The organism is Saprospira grandis DSM 2844 (assembly GCF_000275825.1).
GTDB lineage: Bacteria > Bacteroidota > Bacteroidia > Chitinophagales > Saprospiraceae > Saprospira > Saprospira grandis_A.
Genome location: NZ_JH719942.1, coordinates 1,053,496 through 1,079,195 on the forward strand (window position 1 = coordinate 1,053,496; position 25,700 = coordinate 1,079,195).

The 25,700-nt window shown below is 46.0% G+C and carries 21 protein-coding genes and 2 tRNA genes; 8 read left to right on the top strand and 15 right to left on the bottom strand.

What is annotated here, in order from left to right; all coding sequences use genetic code 11:
- Positions 1 to 523 precede the first annotated feature (523 nt).
- From SAPGRDRAFT_RS04895 to SAPGRDRAFT_RS04905, 3 genes are all read left to right on the top strand, one after another.
- Positions 524 to 1,699, top strand: a complete 1,176-nt coding sequence (locus SAPGRDRAFT_RS04895) for a THUMP-like domain-containing protein (RefSeq protein WP_002657661.1) — start codon at positions 524 to 526, stop codon at positions 1,697 to 1,699.
- Between the two features lie 191 nt (positions 1,700 to 1,890).
- Positions 1,891 to 3,927: an ATP-binding protein gene (locus SAPGRDRAFT_RS04900; RefSeq protein WP_156001837.1), complete on the top strand. Its 2,037-nt coding sequence runs from the start codon at positions 1,891 to 1,893 to the stop codon at positions 3,925 to 3,927.
- Positions 3,928 to 4,047: 120 nt separating this feature from the next.
- Positions 4,048 to 5,442 (top strand): glycosyltransferase family 39 protein, encoded by a 1,395-nt coding sequence (locus SAPGRDRAFT_RS04905; protein WP_253271271.1) that lies wholly within the window; start codon positions 4,048 to 4,050, stop codon positions 5,440 to 5,442.
- Between the two features lie 199 nt (positions 5,443 to 5,641).
- On the opposite strand, the gene SAPGRDRAFT_RS04910 is transcribed toward SAPGRDRAFT_RS04905, so the two are convergent.
- Positions 5,642 to 7,423 (bottom strand): DNA polymerase III subunit gamma/tau, encoded by a 1,782-nt coding sequence (locus SAPGRDRAFT_RS04910; protein WP_002657666.1) that lies wholly within the window; start codon positions 7,421 to 7,423, stop codon positions 5,642 to 5,644.
- 235 nt (positions 7,424 to 7,658) lie between these two features.
- Here SAPGRDRAFT_RS04910 and SAPGRDRAFT_RS04915 point away from each other — a divergent pair, with 235 nt between their 5' ends.
- Positions 7,659 to 8,177: a DUF1573 domain-containing protein gene (locus SAPGRDRAFT_RS04915; RefSeq protein ID WP_002657668.1), complete on the top strand. Its 519-nt coding sequence runs from the start codon at positions 7,659 to 7,661 to the stop codon at positions 8,175 to 8,177.
- A 37-nt stretch (positions 8,178 to 8,214) separates the two neighbouring features.
- Positions 8,215 to 8,928, top strand: a complete 714-nt coding sequence (locus SAPGRDRAFT_RS04920; protein WP_002657671.1) for a hypothetical protein — start codon at positions 8,215 to 8,217, stop codon at positions 8,926 to 8,928.
- A gap of 59 nt (positions 8,929 to 8,987) precedes the next feature.
- Here the strand turns inward: SAPGRDRAFT_RS04920 and SAPGRDRAFT_RS04925 are convergent, their stop codons facing one another.
- Entirely contained in the window at positions 8,988 to 9,518 is a 531-nt protein-coding gene (locus SAPGRDRAFT_RS04925; protein ID WP_002657673.1) for a CAP domain-containing protein, read from the bottom strand.
- A gap of 25 nt (positions 9,519 to 9,543) precedes the next feature.
- Between SAPGRDRAFT_RS04925 and SAPGRDRAFT_RS04930 the strand changes: the two genes are divergently transcribed.
- Positions 9,544 to 11,013, top strand: coding sequence for an OmpA family protein (locus SAPGRDRAFT_RS04930; protein WP_002657675.1), 1,470 nt, complete (start codon positions 9,544 to 9,546; stop codon positions 11,011 to 11,013).
- Positions 11,014 to 11,290: 277 nt separating this feature from the next.
- Here the strand turns inward: SAPGRDRAFT_RS04930 and SAPGRDRAFT_RS04935 are convergent, their stop codons facing one another.
- The 6 genes from SAPGRDRAFT_RS04935 to SAPGRDRAFT_RS04970 all read right to left on the bottom strand — a co-directional run bounded on the left by SAPGRDRAFT_RS04935 (position 11,291) and on the right by SAPGRDRAFT_RS04970 (position 17,483).
- A complete protein-coding gene (locus SAPGRDRAFT_RS04935; protein ID WP_002657676.1) occupies positions 11,291 to 11,737 on the bottom strand; it encodes an Hsp20/alpha crystallin family protein in 447 nt (148 codons plus the stop codon).
- 380 nt (positions 11,738 to 12,117) lie between these two features.
- The gene (locus SAPGRDRAFT_RS04945; RefSeq protein ID WP_002657678.1) at positions 12,118 to 14,250 is read right to left on the bottom strand and encodes a carboxy terminal-processing peptidase; all 2,133 of its coding nucleotides are present in this window, start codon (positions 14,248 to 14,250) and stop codon (positions 12,118 to 12,120) included.
- A 483-nt stretch (positions 14,251 to 14,733) separates the two neighbouring features.
- On the bottom strand, positions 14,734 to 15,351 hold the full coding sequence (locus SAPGRDRAFT_RS04955) for a hypothetical protein (protein WP_002657679.1): 618 nt from the start codon (positions 15,349 to 15,351) through the stop codon (positions 14,734 to 14,736).
- A gap of 97 nt (positions 15,352 to 15,448) precedes the next feature.
- On the bottom strand, positions 15,449 to 15,991 hold the full coding sequence (locus tag SAPGRDRAFT_RS04960) for a hypothetical protein (protein ID WP_002657681.1): 543 nt from the start codon (positions 15,989 to 15,991) through the stop codon (positions 15,449 to 15,451).
- 164 nt (positions 15,992 to 16,155) lie between these two features.
- A complete protein-coding gene (locus tag SAPGRDRAFT_RS04965) occupies positions 16,156 to 16,698 on the bottom strand; it encodes a hypothetical protein (protein WP_002657682.1) in 543 nt (180 codons plus the stop codon).
- A 242-nt stretch (positions 16,699 to 16,940) separates the two neighbouring features.
- A complete protein-coding gene (locus tag SAPGRDRAFT_RS04970) occupies positions 16,941 to 17,483 on the bottom strand; it encodes a T9SS type A sorting domain-containing protein (RefSeq protein ID WP_002657684.1) in 543 nt (180 codons plus the stop codon).
- 122 nt (positions 17,484 to 17,605) lie between these two features.
- Between SAPGRDRAFT_RS04970 and SAPGRDRAFT_RS04975 the strand changes: the two genes are divergently transcribed.
- Positions 17,606 to 17,920, top strand: coding sequence for a DUF3467 domain-containing protein (locus SAPGRDRAFT_RS04975; protein WP_002657685.1), 315 nt, complete (start codon positions 17,606 to 17,608; stop codon positions 17,918 to 17,920).
- A gap of 246 nt (positions 17,921 to 18,166) precedes the next feature.
- Here SAPGRDRAFT_RS04975 and SAPGRDRAFT_RS04985 read toward each other — a convergent pair whose 3' ends face one another.
- The 5 genes from SAPGRDRAFT_RS04985 to tsaE all read right to left on the bottom strand — a co-directional run bounded on the left by SAPGRDRAFT_RS04985 (position 18,167) and on the right by tsaE (position 21,578).
- The gene (locus tag SAPGRDRAFT_RS04985; RefSeq protein ID WP_002657687.1) at positions 18,167 to 20,002 is read right to left on the bottom strand and encodes a putative porin; all 1,836 of its coding nucleotides are present in this window, start codon (positions 20,000 to 20,002) and stop codon (positions 18,167 to 18,169) included.
- Between the two features lie 83 nt (positions 20,003 to 20,085).
- Entirely contained in the window at positions 20,086 to 20,412 is a 327-nt protein-coding gene (locus tag SAPGRDRAFT_RS04990; protein ID WP_002657689.1) for an HU family DNA-binding protein, read from the bottom strand.
- Positions 20,413 to 20,904: 492 nt separating this feature from the next.
- Positions 20,905 to 20,976: transfer RNA gene (locus SAPGRDRAFT_RS05000), tRNA-Gln, on the bottom strand.
- A 48-nt stretch (positions 20,977 to 21,024) separates the two neighbouring features.
- Positions 21,025 to 21,096: transfer RNA gene (locus SAPGRDRAFT_RS05005), tRNA-Gln, on the bottom strand.
- Between the two features lie 50 nt (positions 21,097 to 21,146).
- Complete coding sequence (gene tsaE / locus SAPGRDRAFT_RS05010; RefSeq protein ID WP_002657691.1) at positions 21,147 to 21,578, bottom strand: tRNA (adenosine(37)-N6)-threonylcarbamoyltransferase complex ATPase subunit type 1 TsaE; 432 nt, start codon at positions 21,576 to 21,578, stop codon at positions 21,147 to 21,149.
- 1 nt (position 21,579) lies between these two features.
- Between tsaE and SAPGRDRAFT_RS05015 the strand changes: the two genes are divergently transcribed.
- On the top strand, positions 21,580 to 22,419 hold the full coding sequence (locus SAPGRDRAFT_RS05015) for a hypothetical protein (protein WP_002657693.1): 840 nt from the start codon (positions 21,580 to 21,582) through the stop codon (positions 22,417 to 22,419).
- Between the two features lie 578 nt (positions 22,420 to 22,997).
- Here the strand turns inward: SAPGRDRAFT_RS05015 and SAPGRDRAFT_RS05025 are convergent.
- Entirely contained in the window at positions 22,998 to 23,684 is a 687-nt protein-coding gene (locus SAPGRDRAFT_RS05025) for a TetR/AcrR family transcriptional regulator (RefSeq protein ID WP_002657696.1), read from the bottom strand.
- 117 nt (positions 23,685 to 23,801) lie between these two features.
- Complete coding sequence (locus SAPGRDRAFT_RS05030) at positions 23,802 to 25,397, bottom strand: SulP family inorganic anion transporter (protein WP_002657698.1); 1,596 nt, start codon at positions 25,395 to 25,397, stop codon at positions 23,802 to 23,804.
- Positions 25,398 to 25,700: the final 303 nt, after the last annotated feature.

The window sequence follows — 25,700 nt, forward strand, 5'->3', positions numbered from 1 at the left end:
TTGGGGGGACTGTTCATAATTTTGTGTATCCGAATAAAATTTTGGTATTTGGCCAACAGTCGCCTAGGAGCAGAAAGGGCGTAAACAGTCTCCAAAATGTTAGATAATATCTCATAGCCATGGACTAAAGTCCATGGTTGTGGGGCTATGCAAAGAGCGGGCTAAAGCCCTTGTTTGCTGATAGGGCCTAGGGAAAGAGAAAATCCCCTCGAATGAGGGGATGGCAATTTTTTAGTTAGCCTAGGGCCTTGGCCCTAGGGTTTCTATAAATTTTATGAGAGGAATATATAGTAGGCAGCAAAAAGGGCATACACAAAATTTCAAACAGTCTTGCAAAAATTCGTCCTACAGGCCCGAAGGGCCGCAGGCCTAGCGATGCGAAAGGGGGCGGCGCAGCCGCAGACCAAGGCCGTCAGGCCGCAGGGCCGAGCAGACCTGCGAGCCCTGAAGCGTAGCGCCTGCAGCTTTGCTGCAGGAGGCCCCAAAACAACAACAGCAAGAGCATAAAAAACAGCAAACTAAAATGGGAAGAGCAGAAGATTGGGCATTCATTGCAGAGCATCAGGCGGGGGATTTGGTACAATTGGCCTTGCAATTGGCCAAGCGACCAGAGCTAGACCGCAGTTTTATTTTGGCGCAGGTCAATGGGCGACAAAAGGCCAAGGAAAAGTTGCCAGATTGGGCGGGTAGAGCGGGCTTAATTTTTCCTTCTCGTTTGTCGATGCAGCAGTCTTCTAGCCAGATGACGGCCCAAAAAAAGGCCGAATATTTGGCGGGGGGCACCCTAGTAGATTTGACGGGAGGTTTTGGGGTAGATAGTTATTATTTGGGCCAAAAATTTGAGCGAGTATATCATGTGGAGCCACAAGAGGAGTTGCAAGAAATTGTGCGGGCCAACTTTGCGCTTTTGGGTTTTGATCGGGCGGAGTTTTTTTTGGGCAAGGCCGAAGAATTTCTGGAACAGGCCAATTTGCCTACGATTGATTGCTTTTACATTGATCCGAGCAGAAGGTCGGAGGGCCAAAAAGTCTTTCGTTTAGATGATTGCCAGCCGCAATTACTAGAGATCTTGCCTCGATTATTGGAGCTTGCGCCTAGGGTTTGGGTCAAGGCGGCCAGTATGTTGGACATACAGCAGGCCTTGCAGCAATTGGGGGCTAAAGTTCGGCAGGTTTATATTTTGGCTTGGCGCAATGAGTGCAAAGAACTGCTCTTTGAAATTGGGCGGGAGCCACAGCCCTCTCCGCAGATACAGATAGAAGAAATTTACCCCAAGCGGGCTTTTTCTTTTCCGTTTGCCTTAGTGGAAGAAGAGCGGGCTCAGGTGAATTATGGGCCCTTGGGCAGTTATATTTATTTGCCGCATACGGGTCTACTCAAGGCGGGAGCCTTTAAATTATTGGCGGAGCGTTATGGGCTGAGCAAATTGGCCATCAACAGCCATATATATAGTAGTGAAAAAGAAATATTGGATTTTCCGGGCCGGGCATTTCGGTTAATTCGGGCCATTCCCTACCCGAGCAAGGCGGCCAAAAAGCTAGGCCTAAAAAAAGCGCAAATTATTAGTAAGAACTTTGGAATGAGCGTAGAACAGCTACGGAAAAAGCTAAAAATAAAGCAATCTGGGGGGGGCTACCTCCTAGCGAGCAGAGATCAAGACAACAAAACTTGGCTCTATGAAATGGCGCCCTTGTTCTAAATAGAGTTTTTCCTCCCTAATTTTTTTATTAAATTGTACACGTTTTAGCGACTCATTTAAAAAAAGTGTGGATTTATTTCCTTTTAGATGAAAAAGTCAACCTAAGGATTTTTTGGCTGTTAGAAGCCATGACATCCTTTTTTTATCTCCAATTCCCCATAGCCTTAGGGCTAGAGACCGAGAACTCAACTATGCCGACTCCCCGTTTCCTACATTTTTTTCCGGAGACCAAGTACAAAGCAAAATTAGAAGAAACGCTTTTGTGTTTAGGTAGCTTTTGGACCATGCTCATCTGTTTGACGTATTGGGTCCTTAGCTTCTTCTATAACTATCAGGAAGCGACGTCTCTTGGGGCATTATTGGGTGGTTTGGCTTATTTGGGCCTCTTTTTATGGATAAAGTTTAGGGCCTTTTCGCCTTGGTTATCCTTTATCTATATTCTCATTTCGCTCTGTTTATTGGATGGGCTTTGGATGATGGTGGGGGGAATTTACAGTGATTTGCCCATCTTGCTCTTGCTGGCCTTTTTTACCTCTATGATGATCTCAGCCAAGGGTTGGTTGTGGCTGGCCATGCTGCTCAACTTTAGTAACTTTGCCTTTCTGTTAGTCCTGCATCTTTATTTCCCGGAGAGCATCAACTATCATCCGCCTGCGGCGGAGGTAGCCTTTACGAGTTTTACCAGCTTGGGGGTAGCTTTATTTTCGATTTGGGTCTTGATGGGCATTTTAAAGGAGCGCTATCAGTTGAGTCAGGAGCAATTGGAGCAAAAAAACATGGCTTTAATAGATGCCAGCCAGGCCAAGTCGCAGTTTTTGGCCCAAATGAGCCATGAGATTCGGACCCCCATGAATGGGATGTTGGGCATGGCCCAGCTCCTGCTAGACAGCCCCCTAAGTGAAGAGCAACAAGAGTATGCGCAGACCCTCAAACAAAGCGGTGAGCAACTCTTGCAGATTGTAAACGAGATTTTAGATTACTCTAAGTTAGAGGCGGGAGGCTGGCATTTGCAGGAGCAAGAGTTTGAGCTAGAGCGTTCGGTAGAGGAGGCCATGAACATTGCCGTTTCTAGGGCCTTGGCCAAGGGGCTGAGTTTGCGTTATTTTCCAGATGCCCATTTGCCAGACCAACTCATTGGAGATGCAACAAAGATTCGGCAGATGTTGCTCAATTTATTGGACAATGCCATTAAGTTTAGCCATCAGGGCTGCATCTCTATTTATATGTCTAAGCTCCGAGAAGAAGAAGATCGAGTTTGGGTAGAATTTCGCTTAACAGATCAGGGCGTGGGGATCCCCCAAGCCAAGCAAAGCGATTTATTTAAGGAGTTTTCTCAACTCTCCAATCAGCAGGCGCATAGCAATTCGGGTACGGGTTTGGGCCTAGCCATTGTTCGGCAATTGGCCGAGCAGATGGGCGGCCAGGTAGGTGTAGATAGTGAGGAGGGCCAAGGCGCTAGCTTCTACTTCCGTTTGCCCTTACAAAAAGTAGCCTCCAAGTCGGCCAGTTTGTTCAAGGGCAAACGACTCTTTTTATTGAGCAAGAACAAAGATGCCGCTCGTTTTTTCGAGGCCATCTGCCAACGTTGGGAGATGGAGTACTTTCAGTTTTGGGAGCCCGATGCGAGCCATGAAGCGGTTGAGTTAGGCATTATTCCCGCTCCTGATTTTGTCTTTTTTGATAGCCAGTTGCAAGATCCTACAGAGATCTTGAGTTGGCCTTGTCCACAGTTTTTACTTTTGGCCTTGGGCGAAGAACGAAAACTCAGCCGCAACTTTCAGGCACAGTTATCTGCCCCCTTGCGCCCCCTCCGAATCAAGCAGTTGTTGCTCAAGCAAATGTCGGTGGTCCAAGAGGAGAAGGAAGAAGGTCCTAGCCTCCCCTGGACCAATAAAAGGGTACTTTTAGCCGAAGATAATAAGATCAATCAGCGCCTGATGCAGCAGGTATTAGAGCGGATGGGGCTGAAGCTGCATATTGTACAAAATGGGCAGGAAGCCCTAGACTTTTTGGCCCAAGAAGAGGTAGATCTTATTTTGATGGACCTACAAATGCCCATTTTAGATGGCCGAAAAGCCAGCCAAGCAATTCGAGCACAACAAATCAATACCCCCATCATCGCCCTAAGCGGAGAGGAGGAAAAAGCCATTGAGGGCATCAATGGCTTTTTGCAAAAGCCCATTGAGCTAGAACAACTAGAGGCTTGTTTGCGCCAGTTTTTTTGCTAGCTTTGCGCTATTGTTTTCACGCCTCCTCTCCTCTTGATCATGAAATTTACTGCCGAAAAAATAGCATTTTATAGCCTTGGTTTTCTTTTTTGTATCCTGCTGATTTATAAAGCAATCAGGATGAGCATGACCCATGATGAAGCGGCTACTTTTTTGGTCTATACCAAATGGTCTATTTATGATATCTGGACCAATTCGGGCCCCAATCCTACCGCCAACAACCACTTACTCAACACCTTATTGATTAAGTTTTGGGTGCAGCTCTTTGGCGATCATCAGCTGATGGTCCGCTTAGCCAATATTTTGGCGGGATGCAGTTTTTTCTATTTCTCTTGGCGCCTGATGCAGCAGGTTTTTGGCCCAAAAAATAAGCTTTTGGCCCTCTTGGGCTTCAGCCTCCTGCTGATGAATAATTATCAGTTTGATTTTTTTGCGGTGGCCCGCGGCTATGGCTTGTCTATGGGCTTTTTTATGCCCGCGATCTATTTTTCGCTGCAGGCGGTCTCCAATTCTTCTATCCGAAGCTGGAGCGGGGCTGTCGGCCTTTGCCTACTGGCAGTTTTGGCCAATTTTAGTAGTCTCGTTTTTTGTATCGCCTTGCTGGGCAGCACGCTGCTGCTGGCACTCAAGAAAGAGCGAAACTGGCGGTTTTTGGGGCAAAGTCTAGGCATTGCAAGCCTGGCAGCTCTCTTACTCGCCCTCGCTATTTATCCAGCAGTCATTACCTTAATTGAGCATGACCAACTCTATTTTGGAGGCGAAAATGGCTTTTTCCAAGATACTATGGGCAGCCTCGCCCAATCTTATACACACAATATTTCCTTTTTGCATTCGCCCGAATATATCCACGGGGGCTTTGGACTCCTGCTTATTTTTGCCGCCTCCCGTCTGCTTTTTTCGCTCTTCAAAGAAAAAAGTCAAGGCCCTGCGCTTTTCCTTCAATTGGGCCTCTCTTGCCTTCTAGCTAGCTGCATCGGCCATATTCTACTCTACCTCCTTTTCGATGTCAAGTTCCTGATTCAACGAACAGCCCTGATTTATTTCCCCCTACTGCAGTTTTCACTCATTAGCCTGCTCTATAGCCTTTATCAAGTTTTTCCCTTGGCCAAAAAATGGAAAAATACGGCTTTGGTCTTCACTAGCGTTCTGGGCCTAAGCCTTTTTGGCCTCAACTACCGCCCAAATACCATGACCGAATGGTACTATAATGTAGAGGATAGAAAAATTTTGAGCGAATTGGAGACCAGCATTCCCAAAAATGAAACCCATACCCTAGGCATCTGGTGGCTCTTTTTCCCCACTTTCGAGTTCTATCTAGAAACAGGGGTCTATCAAAATATTCAGCTCAATCCACACAATATGCAGCTCGACCTAGAGCAGGATTATGACTATTATTTTATTGACCACAATGCAGAACGAGTGGCCGCTTTAAGCAAAAAATACGAGCGCTTCAAAAATTACCAACAAGGCATTCTCTTTCGCCACAAGAACTTTCCCATTCAGAAAAATAAGTAGTTTTTTTGGGGGCTGCCCCGCCCTCTGGGCGGGTCGGGCTATGTCGCAGCTCGCAGGTCTGCTCGGCCCTGCGGGCTTTTCGCTCCGCTTCAAAAGCCCTAGGTCTGGCCTTCGGCCACTGCTTTCTATCCCTCAGCCGCGTCGCTGCGCTCCTATGCGGGCGCTGCGCGCCCTGCAAAACCGCAATTGGACCAAAAGGCTAGCGCTTTTTGGGCGGAAAAAGCTCAAAGCGCTTCTGAAAATCTTTCAATAAGCCATTTTGCTTTAAAAAATGGACATATTTCTCTCGCTCTGTCGTTGGCCGCTGTTTAGGCTTGGGGATGTCTTCTTCTTTAGGCTCCTCTATCGTAAATTTATACTGCAATTTTGGCAAGCCAAATTCTTCTCTCAACTGATTGAGCAACGCCTGTTCATCGCCAATAGCATCCTTTACTCTTTGGCTACTCACAACCAACCCTAAGGCCTGTTCTTCTTTGGGCAAAACCGTCAATTTAGCCGAGCGCAAAAGGGCCTTCATAGAAGGCGACTCCATTTTTTGGGCATAGACTTCCCAAAGGGCCAAAACAGCCTTTTCTTCCCAACTTTTATGTACAATTTGCTTTTTACGCTCTTCTTCCGCCTGAATTTCGGCCTTAAGAGCATCTATGGCGGTTTCTTTTTTCTTTTTGAGGCGCTCCTTTAAACTCTTTTTAGGCTTTTTTTCCAGCTTTGGCGCTGCCCCCTTAGGATCTTCTTTTGTTGCAACTACTTTAGGGCTAGTTGTTTCTTTGGGCTCTTCTTGTTTTTTGGTGGGGGCAGCGCCTTCTTTGACCACTTCCTTCGGCCCGCTTTCTATGGTTTGTACATACTGTACAACTTGCTGCGGGGCCAAAGTTTGGGGCTGTATGGCCCTGCGGATATGGGCCATTTTAATTAGGGCCATTTCGACATGTAGGCGCTTATTTCTAGCCATTTTATAATTCACATCGCAGGCGGCGCTCAGGCTCAGGGCCGAAACCAAAATATCTTTAGGCGCCAATTGGGCCTGCTGCTGATAGCGTTGGCGCAGCTTTTCACTAAGGTCCAAAAGGCTAAGTGTAGTAGGATCTTGGGCCATCAACAAATTGCGCAAATGCAAAGAAAGGCCATCTAAGAAAATATCGCCATCAAATCCCTTCCGCTGAATTTGGTCAAAGATGAGGAGCAATTGCTGCATATCCTCGCCTAAGATGGCATCAATGATCTGGAAATAATAATCGTAATCTAAAATATTCAGGTTTTCGATGACATCCTCATAGCGGATATGGCTGCCTGAAAAACTGACCATACGGTCAAAAATAGAAAGGGCATCTCGCAAAGCGCCATCGGCCTTTTGGGCAATCATATTGAGGGCCTCTTCTTCGGCCTCAATGCCCTCTTCTTGGCAAATTTTGGCCAAATGCGCCCGCATATCGGCTACCTGAATCCGATTAAAGTCAAAAATTTGACAGCGAGAGAGAATAGTGGGAATAATTTTATGCTTCTCGGTGGTGGCCAAAATAAAAATGGCATAAGAAGGCGGTTCCTCCAAGGTTTTTAGAAAAGCATTAAAGGCCGCCTGAGAGAGCATATGCACCTCATCAATAATATAGATTTTATAGCGGCCCCTTTGAGGAGCAAAACGCACTTGTTCAATCAAAGAGCGGATATGCTCTACCGAGTTATTGGAGGCGGCATCTAGCTCATGAATATTGAGCGAGGCATTTTCTCTAAAGGCCGTACAAGAGGGACATTCATCGCAGGGCTCGGTATCTGAGGTGGGGTTTTCACAATTGAGTAATTTGGCCAAAATACGGGCGCAGGTCGTTTTGCCCACCCCTCTAGGGCCACAAAACAAAAAAGCCTGGGCCAAATGCTCTGAGCGGATGGCATTTTTGAGGGTATTAGAAACATGTTGTTGGCCCACCACCGAATCAAAGCGGATGGGACGATATTTGCGGGCGGAAACGACGAAATTACTCATAATAATTTAACTTGTAGGGCAAAGATAGGCTTTCTAGAGGAACTTAGAAGCCCTTCTGAATAAGAAGAGGGCAAAAACTTCTGCGGTCCCTTGGCCTAGCGATGTGCAGCAGTGGCCGTCAGGCCAGACCAAGGCGCTGCAAGCGCCGCAGGGCCGAGCGAACAGCGAGCTGCGAAACGTAGCGCCCGCAGCCTGCTGCGGGAGGCCCCAAAAAATAAAACAAATCCCCTTAAATATGCGTATATTTACAGTTATTATTTCATTCTTTTTTTTGCTGAGTTGTTCATCTTCTCCAGAAGCTGTGGCCGAGCAGCCTGCGCCGGTGCCTGTAGAAAAAGAAGAAGCCGCCGCTCCACCTGCAGCCGAGCCAGAGCCTATTGCGGTCATAGATAGCAGTGCGCCCAAGCGGGCCCAAAAGCCCAGTTTGCGGCCAGCTTTTCCTCAGTTTGATAGTTTGGCCCATGATTTTGGGGAAATTATTCAGGATTCGGTACTTCGGCATCGCTTTCATTTTGAGAATATTGGAGAGCGGCCTTTAGAGATAGAATCGGTGCAGGGGAGTTGTGGATGCATACAGGGCAGTCAGCCATTTTTGCCTATTGGGCCGGGCGAAAAAAGTTATATTGATGTCCGTTTTGATAGTCGGGGGCGGCAGGGAGCTGAGTACAAATACGTTTTGGTTAATTGGAAGGGCAAAGAGGAGCCATTGAAGTTGGAAGTCCGGGCAAAAGTCTTGTTAAAAGAGAAAAAATAGTGGTATATTCGAGAAGATAACCAAAAAACTATTTTCGATGAAAAACTTTATCTTTTTGGCCTTTTTAGGGGCCTTGCTATTGGGGCAAACGGCCTGTAAACGCAGCGTAGAAGGCGAGACGCAGAGCTGGGAGGCCAACAAGGGAAATGTACAGAAGCTATCGGCTAAGTACAGTAATTTTAAGCCTGCATTTGAGGAAATCTTAAAAAAAGCGGAGGCCAAAATGACCGAAGCGCAGGCGATGACTGATGAGAAGGCCAAGATTTCGGCCATGGCCGAGGCCAACTCGATTATTCGGCCCAAATTTGTTCAGGGCTTAGAAGGGATGGACCGCAAGATTTCTACTTTGGAGGACCTAATGGCCAAGGCGAGTCAGCAATCTACGGACCATAGCGACCGCGATGCCGCTTGGGCAGCTAAAAGCAGTGGTGAGCGGGCTATTCGGGAGGCTCGTGAGCTTATTCGCGGCGCCAAGGTGAGCTCGGCAGCAGTAGCCGATGGCATTATTAATGATGCAGAGCGGCAATTGAGTTCGGCCCAAAAGCGCTTGCAAGAAGTGGTCAAAACGGCCCAGAAAAAAGCCGATGAGCAAGAAAAAGCAAAGGCCGATCAGAAAGCGGAAGAAACCGCTAAGCAAGAAGTTGAAGAGAAAAAAGCTTCGCCCATCAAATGTGGGTACTGCGGTACGATGAACAAGCCTGGCAGCTTAAAATGTAGCTCTTGTGCTGCCCCCTTAGAGGCCAATAAATAGGTGGAACTAGGGGCATAAAAAAGCCGCAAAGGAGAAATTCCTTTGCGGCTTTGCTGTTTTTATTGGCCAAAAATCTGCGCCCAATAATAGCCCCATTCGCTATCTTCATCGGCAACAAAGCCTGCACCCATAAAGCGGGCGTCGGGGTCCAGCATATTTTTAAGATGGCCAGGGCTGTTGTACCAGAGCTCAAAAACGGCGGCGGCTGTGGCGGTGCCCACCGCAATATTTTCGGACATAGGGAAAAGCTCCGTTTGGCAAAAGGGCTTAATTTTTTCAAAGGTATCGGCTACTTTTTTTAGTTTTCGGCCTTTGCGGTCATAGAGCCCATGTTCAAAATATCCGTCTATTATCATATCTTTGGCATGATATCTTGCTGCCCAACTGAGTTCCTTAGACCAGCTGAGGGCTGCCAGCCCCCTAGTTTGTCGAAGTTCATTAACGAGTTCTAGCAACTTTTGCTCCTCACTCTTATTAGAAGAAGCAATGCGTTCATTGCCCTGCGGCAAGCCCTTAAAACTCTGCGCCTCTAGGCGAAGGGCCGCCATAGAGAGCAAAGTCAATAGGATGAAGAAGATTTGAAATTGCATTGCGCTAAAAGTTAAAATTGAAATAATGAAACAGCTATTTTGTCTGCTCGTTTTTTTGGGAGCCAGCCTTTTTGCTGAAAGTTGGGCCCAGACAAATTCTTGTCAAACGGTAGAACTCTATCTTTATGCCAAAGATAACAGCGGCTTGATTGCAGATGCAAATATTCGCCTTTGGCGGCCTGCCGATAGCCTGAGTTACCGCCTAAAAACCGATTCTCTGGGCCGTTGTCGGGCTTGTTTGCCCTTGGCCAAAAAGGAATATCAGGTCCAAGTTCGACACAAAATTTTTTCTACTCAAAATTTTTCGCTGCAACTCGACGGAAGCGATAGTACGATCTATAAAAAAATAGGCCTAGACCGACTGCCGGGCTATTTGCTCGAGCTCAGTATTACCGAGTTTTTGCAGGGCCAAGGCGATAGCCTAGCCGCTGGCGAATATAGCCTAGAGGGCGTCACGATCGAAATCTATAATAAAACGCAGTATAAACAGGAGCTCCGCCTAGTGGAACATCCCCATCATGAAATTTCTTTTTTGATGGAGCAGGGCAATGAGTACATTTTTATGCTCCGCAAACAGGGCTATTATAGCAAGCGTATGCGGGCCAATGTGAATGTTAATGATTGCATTTTGTGCATGGAGGGCTTTGGAGAGCTTACCCCCGGGGTGGCCGAATCGCTCACGCAGGACAATAGCATGGGCACTTTGGTCAGCAATGTAAATTTGAAGCCCTTGGCCGTGGGCGAAAAAATGAAGTTGGACAATATTTACTATGATTACGGTAGCTCGCAAATTCGGCCCGAAAGCTATGCCACCCTCGACCAATTGGCCGAGATGATGCGCGACAACCCCAATGTGTATATGGAACTTTCGGCCCATACCGATTGCCGAGGGAGCAAAGCCTTCAATTTGGAGCTTTCGCAGAATCGGGCCAATAATGTGGTCCAATATATTCAAGAACGCCTCCCCAATGGGGCCGATCGGGTTAAGGCACAGGGCTATGGCGAGTCTAAACCCCTCAATTCTTGTGTCGATGGCATTAGCTGTAGCGAGGAGTTGCACCAACAAAATAGACGAACCGAGCTGTTGGTCCTCGATGTGGTCGATGATGAAGATTATATCAACCGCCCGCTGGCCTCAATCATGCAAGAAGAGCTGGAGTCCGAGATTTTGGCCGCCAATAATAGCTCTTACTTTAAAGAAAAGGACCCTAGCCAGCAAAAAGCACAACAAGAACCCAGCATTCCCGGCCCAATTCCCCCAAATTATAGCGGCTACAAAATTGAGCTGAGCCGCAGCCAAGAGAGCCCAGCCCTAGACCACCCTATTTTTATGGCCTTTTCAGAGGTCTTTCTAGATATTGACGAGCAGGGATTTATCAGTTTTATGGTGGGCGATTACCCCGCCGAGGAGGAGGTCAATAAGGCCCTAGACAAATTTCGTTCACGCTTTTCTAAGGCAAAGGCAGTTTATTACAAACTGGGAATTCGACAATAATTTTTTGGGGCTGCCCCTGCGGCCTGCGGCCTTGGGTCGGGCTATGTCGCAGCTCGCTGTTCGCTCGGCCCTGCGCTTTTTCGCTACGCTCAAAAAGCTGGGTCTGGCCTGCGGCCACTGCTATCTATCCCTCAGCCTGCGGCCCTTTGGGCCTGCTAGACGCAATTGGACCAAAAAAAGCCGAGCCTGCAGTAGGCAGACTCGACTTCACTTAATAACCCTAAAACCTTAACCTTTGGCCTAAATTGACTTAAGCCTCTGGAAAACCAAAAAACGCTTACTGAACATGAATGCTGATTTTCTCCTTTTTAGGCTCCTGATTTTTAGGAACCTCTAGTTGGAGAATGCCATTTTCATAGCTAGCAGTAATACTTTCTAAGTTGTATTTATTAGATAAACGGAGCTTGCGCTCAAAGGTTGTAAAGGCAAACTCTCTTCGTCTAACTTTAACATTTTCAGGCAGTTCCTTAACATTTTTCTGGGCCGAGATATGTAGCAGGTCCTTCTCTAGCTCCAATTTAAAGTCTTCTTTTTGGAAGCCTGGAGCCGCTAGTTCTAGCAAAAGGCCAGCTTCTGTCTCAAAAACATTGAGCATAGGTTGCTGATGGCTTTGGTCTTGGCCAAAAAACTGTTGTAGGGGTTCTTGCTTGAGCAGTTGCTCTAGCTCTTTACCAAATTCATTGAAGGGGAACCCAAAGAAGTGATTTGCTTTTGCGTTTTTCATAACTCTATTATTTTTCTTACTCTTTTACTATTTAAGCTGGCCTTGGGCCAGTATGTCTATTGAAGCTTCATCCTCTATTAGACAAGTTTGGGACCAAGGGCCAAAAGAAGAAAAACAACTGCCAAAATGGCAAGAAAATAAAGAAAAGGCTGCCAAAATGGCAAAAACACTAATTTTGAGCTGTCATTTTGGTCCAATTGCGGTTTTGCAGGGCGCGCAGCGCCCGCAGGCCTAGCGATGCGGAGGGGGGCGGCGAAGCCGCAGACCGAGCCAGCTTGCTGGTGAAGGGCCGAGCAGACCTGCGAGCCCCAAAACGTAGCGCCTGCCGTAGGCAGGAGGCCCAAAAAAAATCCCCTCTCTAAACGAAAGGGGATCTAGTTTTACTTTTTCAGTTTCATATAATCTTTAAGGATAAAGGCGACCTCTTCGAGGTAAGCGTCTTTTTCTAGGCCGGCATGCCATTTCTCAAAGCTTTTGGCCTTCACGCTATCGAGAGCGATTTGCTCCTTATCGGCCTTGAGGTTATAGATAGAAAAGTCCTCAATTTTGGGCATCATATCCTTATACTGTTCGGCCTCTTTATCGGTTTTGGCCTGATGGGCCTCATAATCTTCTAGCTGAAGTGGATAAACGGTTTCGCCTTGTTGTTTTTCCAGCCATTTTCCGTGCTCTTCTAGCAGCTGGAAAGTTTTGCTTTTTGCTTGGCGTTTTGCGCTTTTGCTTTGCAGTTTGGGCAAGGCCTTCATTTTCTTTTTATGGTAATTGGCGGGATCAATTTCGGACCAAGCCATGGGATAATCCTCATCTTTTTCGCCTACTTTGAGGTAGCTATAGCTACCGGGCAGCACGATATCGGGTTCAACCCCTTTGAGTTGGGTAGAGCCGCCATTGATACGATAGAACTTTTGGATCGTAATTTTGAGGCTACCGAGTGCGCCTAAATCTTTGTAGCGAGGCGGCACCACTGCGTCTAGGTCCATAAAGCGCTGCACAGTTCCCTTACCAAAAGTAGAGGGGCTGCTGCCGACAATAATGGCGCGGCCATAGTCCTGCAAAGCGGCGGCCATAATCTCGGAAGCCGAGGCAGAATAGGCATTTACGAGAATAATGAGGGGGCCCTTATAGAGGGCGCCGGCCTCTTTATCTTCTAGTACATAGGGGCGATTATCGCGGCTTTTGACCTGTACCACGGGGCCACGGTCAATAAATAGGCCAGTCATTTTGACCACATCAGAGAGCGAGCCGCCACCATTAAAGCGCAGGTCGATGACGATGCCATCAATATTTTCTTGGAGTAATTTGCGGACCTCCAATTCCACATCGGTAGCACAGCGGCGGCCTTTGGGGTCTTGAAAATCGGCATAAAAGCTACGCAGATCAATGAGGCCCATTTTCACGCCGGCCTTTTTGTGTTCTACGATAGCCGATTTGGCATAACTTTCTTCTAGGACCACCACATCGCGGATGATTGGAATCACCTTAGTTTCGCCACTTGTTTTCTTGACGGTTAGGCGCACCTCGGTGCCTTTTTTGCCTCGAATCATGGGTAAAACGTCATCAATGCGCATATCTACTACATTGACGGCTTCTTCATTGCCTTGGGCCACCTTAACAATTTTGTCATTGACCTCTAGCTCGCCTTGTTTCCAAGAGGCTGATCCGGGCACAATATTCACCACCTTAATGTAGCCATCTTCTTGGCGAAGCTGGGCACCGATTCCCTCCAACTTGCCCGACATACGGATATTAAAGTTTTCTTTTTCTAGTGGGGGGAAATAGCCAGAGTGCGGTTCGTGGGCATTGGCAAAAACATTAACATAATTGGCAATACGGTCGTCGCGGCTATCTTTCTTAATATTTTCGGACCATTCTCGGTAGCTTTTGAGTAGCTTTTCGCGTTCCTCTTTTTCTATTTCCTCAAAGGTTTTGATCTTATCAACTTCTTGGGCTTTTTCTTGGGCTTTTTCTTGTCGCTCTAGGCGGTCGTGCACACGGCCAAGGACCTGCAATTTGAGGTAATCCTCCCAGCGGGCTTTTAGTTCTTCGGGGTCCTTGAGGAACTCTAATTTTTCGCCATCCATTTGAAACTCGCCTTTTTGGGCAAAGCGAAAGGGTTTGGCCAAAATGTCTTCATAGTAGCCTTCTACCTGCTTAATTCTTTGGTCAAAAGTGTTATTGACCAGATTAAAAAAGCTAAAATCGCCAGCTTGGGCGGCATCATCGAGTTTAAATTTGAAGTCTTCAAACTTTTTGACATCATCGGCCAAGAAAAAGCGCTTATTGAGGTCCATCCGCTTCAGGTAAAGAGTATAGACCTTTTCAGAAAACTCATCATTGATGGCTTCTGGCGCATAATGGTTGTAGCGCATACTTTGGAGCAGCACTTCGAGCAGCAGTTCTTCTCGGTTAGAGAGGTCCCCACTAATTTGGGGTTGATTATTTTGCCCTTGCTGCCAGCGGAAGGCAATGAGTAGGCTACAAGCGGCAGTAATTAAGAGGAGTTTACGGATCATAACTATAGTTCTATTGATTAAGCGGAGGGCAAAAAAGAAGATAGTGTATTTTTGTTAAAATTTGCAGTTTCTAGATTTGGTTGGCTCGTAAAATAGGGCCATTCATTTTGCTTTAACAAATTTTAATACGCTAGAACGATATTTTTAGTTGATTTCTTAGAAAAATTTGGGCCAAATCAATTTTGCCTTAAGCAAAAGTCTTTTTATTTCTTTTTTCATTTTTTTTGGGGCTGCCCCGCCCTTTGGGCGGGTCGGGCTATGTCGCAGCTCGCTATTCGCTCGGCCCTGCGCTTTTTCGCTACGCTCAAAAAGCTGGGTCTGGCCTGCGGCCACTGCTATCTATCCCTCAGCCAGATTTAATTGCGCTGCTTTGGCTATAGTTTGCTATGAATTTTTGGCTATGGCCTGCGGCCCTTTGGGCCTGCTAAACGCAAAAGCCCCAATTTGCTAGAGCAAATTGGGGCTTGGGCCGGGGGCTAGGCTTTATTGTACGGCTTCATTGAGGACTTGGAGGCGTTGAGACACTTCTTGTCCAGCCTCATTATAGAGGCGAAAAATGTAGTAGCCATCTTCAAAAGTTTTGAGATTGATGGCCTTATAATTATTTCCTGGCGTCAGTTGCATTTTATTTTGGGCCACTAATTCTAGGCTTTGGGCCTCATAAATTTCAAAGTCGAGCTCTTGAGCTTCTTGAGCTTTCACGCCAAAAAGGAAATAGCCTTCTTGCACGGGTTCTGGCGACATACTGAGGGTCACGGGCAATTCCTTTTGTTTATTTTCGGCCCCCATCAGGCTAGCGAGCAGCCGTTGGCTAAAGGCGGCATCGCCTGCGCTTCGGTCTGCGGGAGCTAGAGCCTCGATAGGTTCTTTAAAGAGCTCGGCGGGAATTTGGTCCTCTACTTTACTAATGGGCAGGCTTTCAAATTTTTCTACAACCAAGGTTTTTACATCTAACCGACCTCTTTGGGCAGACTCGGTAATAATCGTTTCGGTTTTAATGGCAGTAGCAGCACTATCTTCTGCATTTTCGCAGTCACATTGGCAGCCATAGGCCAAAAAAGCCATTGTGGCAGAAAGGTAAATTGCTTTTTTAAACATCATTTTAATTTTAGGGCCAATAATCGGTTAAAAAAAAGAGCGTACTGTATGTACAGCCGCTCTTTTCAAATATTTCGTTTAGGCAAAAACAGCCTAAGAATTAGTCACGTTTGATCACAACTGTATTAGTCATTTCTTTACCTGCTTCGTCTTTTAGCTTGAAGAAATACTTCCCTTCTTCTAGGCTAGTTACGTTGAGGGCTTTGTAGTTGTGGCCTTGGTTGAGGCTAAACTTGTTGTTGGCGGCTAGTTCGAAACCTTCTTCATCGTACATCTCGAACATAACATTTTTAGCTTCTTCTGCTTTGAGGCCAAAAACGAACATATCGTCAACGGCTTTATCTTCCATGGTGAGTTCGACGCCAGCAAGCTGGTCTTCTTTTTCGGCAGACATCAAAGAGCTGTGAATATCGTTTACTGCATCTTCGCTTTGCTTAGCGTTTGCTTTTTTGGCTTCTACAACAAAAACGTCTTCAGCAGTAATCGCTACATCTGCGCCTTGGAACTGAACAGTTTGTACACCACGAGTGCTATTTACATTTTTGATATTTACGGCAGTAGCAGCTTGTTGGTTATCAGAGCCACAAGAGCCCATAGTGAATAGTACAGCGGCAGCGAGGAGGAAGCTTGACAACTTTTTCATAAGAGGTGGTTTTAATGTGATAGTAAATAATAGGTTTTGGCTTTTAGAGCCAGTTGTTTTGGGTTTATTGCGGTTAAAACGATGGGGTTTAATCCGCTCTATATATGTTTATGGCAAAAGTACTGACTTTGTTACCTTTAAATCGGTTTTTTTTTCATTTTTTTTCAGACTTCCACTAAACCTAAATAGATTATTTCTAGAGAATTGGCCAGAAGTAGGATATAGGGGCCAGATTCTAGGCTAGCTGTAGGAATGAGCAGATTGGTTTTTCCTTTGGGTACTGCGGTAGTTTCTTTAGCTAGGCGATTAAATCCGTCTTGGTCAAAAAACTGAAGTTCTAGGTCCATTTCTTTGGTGGTAGCTAGCTCTAGGTAGAGGTAATCATTACCTTCTTTTTTGTAGGCTAGTTGAATAGGGCTTTCGTTTAGTTGGTTGGCCTTAGCGAGCAGCTCTCTAAATTGTGCTTGGCTTTTGCTTGATAGGCTTCCCTTGCCTCTCAAAAAGAGTTTAACTTCTTTCAGTTCTCGATCGACGGTTATTAAGCGTTGAAGCCTTGGAAAATCAGAAAAGTGGACCTGCTGTCCTCTAACACTACTATCTGCCTGCAAGCCTTCAATATTGACTTCTGGCCTAGGGGCTGGCCCTGGTCCACAAGCGCTGACCAAAAGAAGCAGGACAAAATAAATAATGCGATGTTTTAGACACATTGGGAGTGATGTTTATAGACAGCTTGTCTATCGTTTAGAAGTGTAATTCAGTTGTCAAACAGTTGCTTAGCTCCTGTAGGGAATTTAGAGAGGAGGTTTTCTTTTTTAGGTCACGGAATAACACTTCTTGAGAAGTTAAATATAAGCATATTTAATGAGCCTTTAAGGTATTTTATCACAAAAAAGGACAGCTTTTCAAGTGGCTGTCCTTTTAGGGGGTATAGGCTTATATTGAGGCTAAACTATTCTCTTTCAATAGAGAACATTTGGTTTAGCTCGGCGCCAGCTTGGTTTTTCAGTTTGAAGTAGTAGGTTCCTTCTTTGAGGCTACTTACTTTGATGGCCTTATAGTTTTTGCCTTCTGTTACTTCAATGTTGTTATTGGCCGCCAGTTCAAATCCTTCCTCATCATACATTTCAAAGGTTAGATTTTCTTCGGTTGTTGATTCTAGTGAGAAAGCGAAGATATCATTGATGGGGCCTTCGGCCACAGTCATTTTAACGTCTAATTTCTGCGCTTCATTTTCGGCTTTGGCCAAAGAGCGCATGATGCCTGTAACGGCTTCTTCATTTTGCTTATCCTTTGCTTTTAGGATAATCATATTCTCGGCGGGGATGCTAACGGCATCGCCGGCGATGCTAAACTTTTGTGCGCCGCGGGTTTCTTCTAGATTGATGCTTCCTGTCATGCTACTGCCTGCCTTTTTGGCGAGGTCATCGCCACAGCTACTGAGGCTAAAAAGGATCATGGCGCTAAAGAGGAAAAGTAAATTGAGTTTCTTCATGGTTGGTGCGATTTAAAAGTTGCTTTTTATAAATTTTCTATTGATTTTGCTATCTTATTTGGGTTGGCCTTTGGGCCAACCGTTTAATATTTCACTATTTCCTGGTCCTAATATCAAAAATAATGCAAAACCAAGATAAGCAAGAACTTAATATTCAGATTTCTGAAGAAGTAGCTGATGGCATTTATTCTAACTTGGCCATCATTAGTCATTCTCCGGATGAGGTAGTTTTAGATTTCGTTCGTTTGGTCCCTAATATTGAGCATGCTCGGGTAAAATCTAGGGTATTGATGAGTCCGCATCATGCCAAGCGTTTATTGGCGGCTTTATCGGATAATTTGCAGCGTTACGAGCAAGAGTTTGGTCCGATTCAGGACCCTAGAAATGGCAGCCGCAACAGCAGTTTGTCTTATTCTGGTCCTAAGGGGCAGGCTTAAATTAATACCGCCCAAAATCAAGCCAAAAGCCCTTTTTAAGGGCTTTTTTTATGGGCCTAGGGGTATTTCTCTGGATAAGGCGGCCAAGCCGCCGCAGAGGAGCGCAGCGACTTGGCTGAGGGGCTGTAGCAGGGCCGCCGCAGGCGGCAGACCGAGGCGGCTTGCCGCCGAAGGGCCGAGCGAACAGCGAGCTGTGCAATGGCCCGACCCGCAGCGAAGCGCAGGGGCAGCCCCAAAAAAGGGGTATTAATCAAATAATTGCCAGAGAACAGAGAGTCGGAGCCAGTTATTGGCCTCGGCATATTGGTAGCTACTAAAGTAATTTTGGTTTTCCCAGAAGTAGCTAATATTTTGGTAATTGAGGCCAATTCGGAAGCGATAGACCTTGAGGACGGCAAAGGCGTCTAGTTGGGGATAAAACTGTAGGAGTTGTTGGTCTTGCAGGTAAAATTGGTTCCAAGTTGGGGCATAGGCTTGGGCGTAGAAGGCTGTTTGGTAGCGTAGGCGGAAGCCCAGTTGCCAGCTTGCGTTTCGGAAATATTTGCCTTTAAAGTAGAGTTTTTGTTGGAGTTGGCCTTGGGGCAGGGGCCAGTATTTTTCTTCTCCAACTTGTAGCTGCCCAACTAGGCGAGTCTTGGAATAAAAGCCTTTGTAGTGGAAGCTTTGCTGGAGTTCGGCTTGCAGCAAGCTCAGGCTACTATTGAGTTGTTCGCTTTGGCCGTTTAGGTTGTAGATAATGGGGTTTTGGCGGAGGAAATACTGGGCTTTGAGGCTTCCCTCCTGCCCTTTCCAGCTCAGGCCGAGGCCGAGATTGGCTTCTTGGCTTTGGCCAAAGTCATTGTTCCAGATTTCTTGGCCAGAGAGATAGGCTTTTTGTTCTAAAAAGCTGGGGCGAAACTGCTGCATTTGTCCCCAGGCTGCTACAGCTAGTCCTTTAGACAAGGGGCGTTCATAGCGCAGTTTGAGCTGATAATCTAGGGTTTGATCTCCAAATAAAACTTGGCCTGAGGCGCTTAGATTTTGGCCTTGATAATTGGCGGCAGCAAAAACGCTATTGAGTTGTTCTAGGGGCAGGGGTTCTTGTGTAATGGCTTGAAATCTGTGGCCCAAAAAGAGCTGAATATCAGCGAGCTGATAGCTCAATTGATTTTGAATCAGCTGTTGTTGCATGGCCATTCTCAGGCCTCGGTTATTAACCTGAAGTGGTCCGTAGAAGCTACTATCTGTGGCTAGATTATTATCAAAAAACTTGAATTGTTCTTCTTGGTAATGCAGTTGGTGCTCCCAGTTTTTCCAGTTTTGGCGATAGAGCAGTTCCAAAAAGCGATTTTCCTGTCGGGGCGAGTCATTATCGCCTTCATTGAGGCTAGTTTCGGCAGTTTCTAAAAAATCATTGCTCAGGCCTTGCAAAACACTATCTTGCAGGCCGCCATTTTCGCTTTGATTTTGGCTAGAAGAGACGACAAACAGGCTGCCCTTATAGTTGGCTTTTTGGTAGTGAAGCTGCAGGCCGAGGTCTCTATGTTGGCTAGAGAGGCTATTAAAATAGCCTCTTTGGCTCAGCACGCTATACTGGATGCCATAATAGAGTTGTTTATTGTATTGCTGGGCCAATTCGGCTTTGAGGGCCAGATTTTTCAGATTAATTTGGCTGTAATAAAGGTTGGTTAGGGCTTTATCATTTTCTACCTCATAGATGCGGAGTTGTTTGGGGCGCAGGCGGTAGCGGTCCAGATGTTCACCAGCGCCTAGGCGGGGGCCTAATTCTTTTTCTTCATACTGCCAAGTTTTGGCAAAAACGGGCGTTCCCCAATGGCCTAAATTCCCGTAGTTTTGGGTCCAACTTTCTTCTGCCCAGCCCCAGGCAAAATCATGCATATAATGGAGGCTAGTATCTAGTTTGGCCCATTTGTTTTTGCTTAGGGCATAGCGCCATTTTATCTTCAGGCTATCGCCTAATTTCTGAAAGCGTTCGGCTTCTGTGGCTGCGGGCAGGCTATCTTGCTGAAGGCTATCTACTGGCGTTTGGGCCCAGCTGCTACTGGCCCAAAAGAGCAGAGTAGCGAAAAGAACAATTCGCATAGAGCTTTAATTTTTGCGCAAAAAAAAGCCATGGACCCAAAGAGTCGATGGCTTTTTATCAGAACTTAGAAAGAAAAAGCAATTTACTTCTTCTTTTTCTTGTCAGCAACAGCTTTAAGGCTAGTGCGTAGATCTTTGTTATCTACAGTACCAGCAAGCTCTTTACCTGCTTTAAACTTTACAGTTACCTTATCGCTGATTTGGATTTCCTTCTGCGTAGAGGGGTTGATTCCTTTACGGGCAGCACGGTAATTCACATCAAAAGTACCGAAACCCACCAAAGTGATTTTTTGGCCTGCTTTCAAAGTGTCAGCAATAGTTTCTAGGGTAGCATTCAAGGCTGCAGCAGCATCAGCTTTTTTCAAGCCAGCAGCTTCTGCAATTTTGTCGATCAAATCTCCTTTGTTCATAGTTAAATTCTAGATTATCCAAATGATACAGTAATTCTTGCGCCCTAAAAAGCTAGCTTGGGGTAGTTTGAATAGGCAGGGGGGCTCTGTATCTAGGGCTTCTTACTGTTCTTCAAACCAATGGTCGAAGGTCTAGCTTTCGGCGCTTACAAATTTATGTCCTTTTGTAGCATTTCCAAACATTTACCCAAAAAAAGCAAATAAAGGCCCTAAAAAAGGCCATTTTAGTACTGTTTTGGGGCCTCCGCAGCCAAGCTGCGGCGGTTACTCCCTTGGGTCGTCGAAGACGAACTAAAGTTCTTGTTGTCGCTTCGGGGCTCGCAGGTTTGCTCGGCCACTCGTTTTTTCGCTGCGCTCAAAAACTCGGTCTGGCCCTCTGGGCCAGCCCTCCGCATCGCTAGGCCAATAAAGGCCTTCGGCCCAGAGCGGCTTCGCCGCCAAAAGAGCCTGCCTAAAATAACAACAGCCAGTCAGAAATCTGACTGGCTGTTGTTGGCCTACTAGGACTCGAACCTAGAATGACAGAACCAAAATCTGCTGTGTTACCAATTACACCATAGGCCAATAAAATCTTTGCTACGTATAAGAGCCAAACTCTTCTTGGAAAAGTTGTTGGCCTACTAGGACTCGAACCTAGAATGACAGAACCAAAATCTGCTGTGTTACCAATTACACCATAGGCCAATTCCGTAGCGGCACAAATATAAGAAGGAAAATTAAATGGCCAAAACTTTTCACATTTTTTCTAGAAAAATTTGTCGTTTCCCTTCTTCTTGGACCAAAATCCTCAAATGCAGTGCATTTTCGGCTAGCAAAGGTAGCAAAATTTCTGGCCATTCTACAAAAAAGTAATGTTCATCTTCTAGGTAATCTTCAATCCCAATATCTAGGGCTTCTTCTAGGCGATCTAGGCGGTAGAGATCGGCATGGCGGACGAGCAGGGGGCTGCCTTGCAAGCTATATTCGTTGATGAGGCTATAACTAGGGCTACTGGCCTCTTCTTGGCCCCCTAGGGCTTGCAGTAAATAATGGACCAGGGTGGTTTTTCCGGCCCCCATAGGCGCATCTAAAAAAACTTTGCGGTAAGTTTGCAGGGGTCCGGCAGCTAGCTGCTGGGCCAGTTCGGCCAATTCGGCCAAATTGTTTACCGTATAATCTGCTTGCATAATGAATTTAATTTCTGCAAAATTAGTCCAGTTTTTTGGGCTTCCCAAAAAAATGAGCGCTGGCCTACTTCTTTTTGGCCTTTTTTTTACGGCCTGCAAAAGCAGCAGCCCGCTGGCCTACCTACAAGCCCCGCCCCAAGACAAGATGCAAATTGATGGACGGAGCGAGGATTGGCCAGAGGGTCTACAGCGGTTAAGAGAAAAAATTAACATTCAGTATGCGGCCAAAGAAGACGAGGAATTTCTCTACCTATATATACGTATAGATGAGGCGAACTACCAAAATTACGTTTTGGCCAATGGGGCGCAAATTTGGATAGACAGTTTGGGCAAAGACAAAAAAAGCTTGGGGCTCAATTATCCGCTGCCCTTGGCCAACAGCCGCTTAGAGGAATTGGCCCAAAAAGCAGGGGTTGACGAGGCCAAATTTTTGGCCCTCTACACCCAAGAATTGCAAGAATTTGAACTCCTCAATTTTGTTGCTGAGGATATTCGCGTAAGTAATTTGGCCTCTAAAGATTTTAAAACTGCCGCTCATTTTGATGCAGGCAAGCGTCTCTGCCTAGAGTTTCAACTGCCTAAAAAACGCCTAGGCCTCGCCCCAAAACAAAAAACGCCTTTTTCCCTAGGCTTTTTTGTCCGAGCGGCCAAAGTCTCCCCCTTTGAGCAGGCAGAACAGGCGGGTAGTCTCTTTGACGAACAAGACCCCCAGAATGGCGTAACCAGTAGCAACCCCATGCTGGGCGGTAGCAGTCAACAAATGAACAGAAATAACAGCTTATCTATTTCGCCTAAAAGTAACTTACCAAAAATTTGGACTAGACTTAGCCCCAAAGAATAAGATGTTTCGACATCTAAATAGTTGTTCAATTTTTGTGACAAGAGATATATTAGATATATTTCAACAGTGTTTTGCCTTAAAATGGCACTTTTGTCCTTTTTTTTCTTTCTCCTCTTCATTTCTGCTAAAGACTCAAAAGTAAAAAAATGCAAGATAAATAGCTGTTTATCAGCTAAATATATAGTAATATTACTAAATTCAGGAAAGCTAGGTAAAACACCTAAAAAACGGATAATAGGCCTTTTTCTGAGCCAGGAACGAACAAAAGCCACCATATTTATAACACAACAAACAGCGACTAGCTTAGCTTGCTAACTAGGAAACTGTTTGGGGTAAATAATGGGGATTTTTATAAGCATCAAACTTGGGGGAGTTTGATGCTTTTTTTTGGTCTATTTTGCGGTGGGCAGGCGGCAAAGCCGCCGCAAGCGAGCGAAGCGAAGCGGCTGAGGGGCTGAAGCAGGGCCGCCGCAGGCGGCAGACCAAAGCGGCGCAGCCGCTGCAGGGCCGAGCAGACCTGCGAGCTGTGCAATGGCCCGACCCAAGGCCGTAGGCCGCAGGGGCAGCCCCAAAACCTTCTATTCTGGAATAGGATGATCCAGCATTTTAAAGGTAAAGAATTCGAGCATATTAACCACTGCGTCTAGGCGGCCTTGCTCTACAGAAACATCGGTAATAGAGGGAAAATGCTCGGCAAAATAGATGTGGTCGCTGGCCATTTCGATCAGGCTAGAGGCCAGGGTATTGGGGTAGGGAAAATTGGGATTAACCGCCTGAATGGCATCTGCAATCACCTTAGACAGTGTTTTATAGTTGAGGAAAAGGCCATCTTTATTTTCATCATCGACCTCTTTGGTATGGTAAGCCTTAATGCCCTCGGCCACCACAATGCGGTGCAGGCGGTTTTCGTCTACATATTCTACGGCAGGATTGGTTTGGGAAGAAGTGACCAGGGTAGACAAAATAATTTTTAGTCGCTTGGCTGGGCAAGTAATATTCATGCTATTATAATCAATTTGGAACATGGTCCATTCCCAGTACCAGCAGACCAAATAGAGCAGCAATTTGTGCTTATTTTCAAAGTAGCGATAGACCGAAGCCTCTGTTGATTGTATTTTGCAGGCCAGCTTTTTAAAGGTAAACTTCTCGAACCCCAGTTCCTCGATAAGGATAATGGCATACTCGATAATTTTTCGGCCTAGTTTAGTTTGCTGCGGGTCGCGCAGATAGAGGTTTTCGTTGAGTTGAATATGGATAGCAATCATATGTGATTGTTGAGCAGTGGTTCTAGAGCGGTATTAAGGGGCAAAGATAGGCTTAAAATAAGAAAAAACCCTTTTGCAGCTACGCAAAAGGGCCTTATCCAAATAGCTAAGGGAAAATTAGCTGGCTGTTTCTTGCGGTTGTATCCGCTTTAGTTCGGCCAAGGTTTCCCCTTTTCTATCTAGCCCCTGCCAATTCCATTTTATTTCTTTAAACTGGGCATAATCCTTAAAATCTTCAAAGACATCTAGGATATCGGGGGCAATATATTCTGTTCGGCTAACATCAATAATCAATTGACTTTTAGCGGGAAGATTAGACAAATATTTTTTTACTGCGCTTTTGTTGAGGAAAGAGAGATCTTCTGAGAGCGTTAGGTAAATCTTATTGCCCTCTTTAGTTTCTACAAAAGGCAGGCGATAGTTATTGCGTAAAATATAGAAAACGGCCACTGCCATCCCGATCATAATTCCAATGAGCAAATCGCTGAGCAAGATGGCTATAATGGTAACCAAAAAGGGCACAAACTGTTTGTAGCCTTGTTGCCACATCTGCTTAAAAACGCTAGGGTTGGCCAATTTATAGCCCACCATTACCAAAATAGCGGCTAAGCTAGCCAATGGAATCAGGTTGAGCAGAAAGGGAATCGTCAAAACGGCCAAAAGCAGAAAAAGCCCATGCAAAAATGCCGCAGTTTTTGAGCGTCCGCCCGACTGAATATTGGCCGAAGAGCGCACAATAACTTGGGTTACGGGCAATCCGCCTAGCAAACCGGCCGCAATATTCCCTATGCCCTGCGCCTTGAGCTCCTGATTGAGGTTGGTGGTCCGTTTGTGTGGGTCCAACTTATCGGTTGCCTCGGCACAAAGCAAAGACTCCATACTCCCCACAATGGCCAAGGTAATCGCCGTGGTATAAACAGCTGGATTAAAGAGCTCGGCAAAATTGGGAAACTTCATTTCATTAGAAAAAGCCGCCCAAGAATCAAAAATGGGCAGACTGACCAGATGTTCTGGGGCAATTTCTAATTGCGGAATCCCTTTAAAGCTCAAATTCAGTACGATGCCTGAAAAAACCGCCACCAAAGGCCCTTGAATCCATAAGGCCCAAGGCTGCTTTTTAATCATCTCTTGTTGCCAAATAATGAGAATGATAAAGGCGACCAAAGCCGCTACGGCAGGTCCCCAGTTTACATTCAGCCCCTCAAAAACATCCGTAAAGGCCTTAAAAATTTCACTAAAAGTGGTCTCTCCATCGGGCTGAAGATAAGCCATCTCCCCCTCGGGGTCCTTATCGTCGCCTAGTGCATGCGGAATTTGCTTGAGGATAATGATCAAACCAATTCCCGATAGCATGCCTTTAATCACTGCTGCAGGAAAAAAATACCCAATGCCGCCAGCCTTAAAAAAACCTAATAACAACTGCAAAAGGCCAGAAATGACCACGGCTAGCAAAAAGGTCTCAAAACTGCCCAATTGCTCAATTGCTGCAATGACAATAGCCACCAAACCCGCAGCCGGGCCGCTAACACCTAGAGATGAATTGGAAAAAAGCGTAACCACTACGCCACCCACAATGCCGGCAATAATGCCCGACAAAAGAGAGGTGCCTGAGGCCAGGGCAATACCTAGACATAGAGGAACCGCTACCAAAAAAACGACAATTGCCGCAGGTAGATCGTTCTTCCAGTGCTTGAAAGTAAGGGGAGCTTTCATAAACTAAAATAGAATGTAGAACACATTTAAGGACTAAGCCAACTGTGCTCAAGGGTAAATAATAGTAATACTATCAAGCACAAAGGTAATTAACTTAAATTAGTTAGTTTTCCTTTTTTTTTATTTTTTTATTGATTTTTTGGGGCTGCCCCTTCGCTTCGCTCGGGTCGGGCTGTGTCAGGGCTCGCAGGTCTGCTCGGCCCTGCGCAAAATTTCGCTAGGCTCATTTTGCTAGGTCTGCGGCTTCGCCGCCCCCTTTTCCATCCCTCAGCCAGATTTAATTGCGCTGCTTTGGCTATAGTT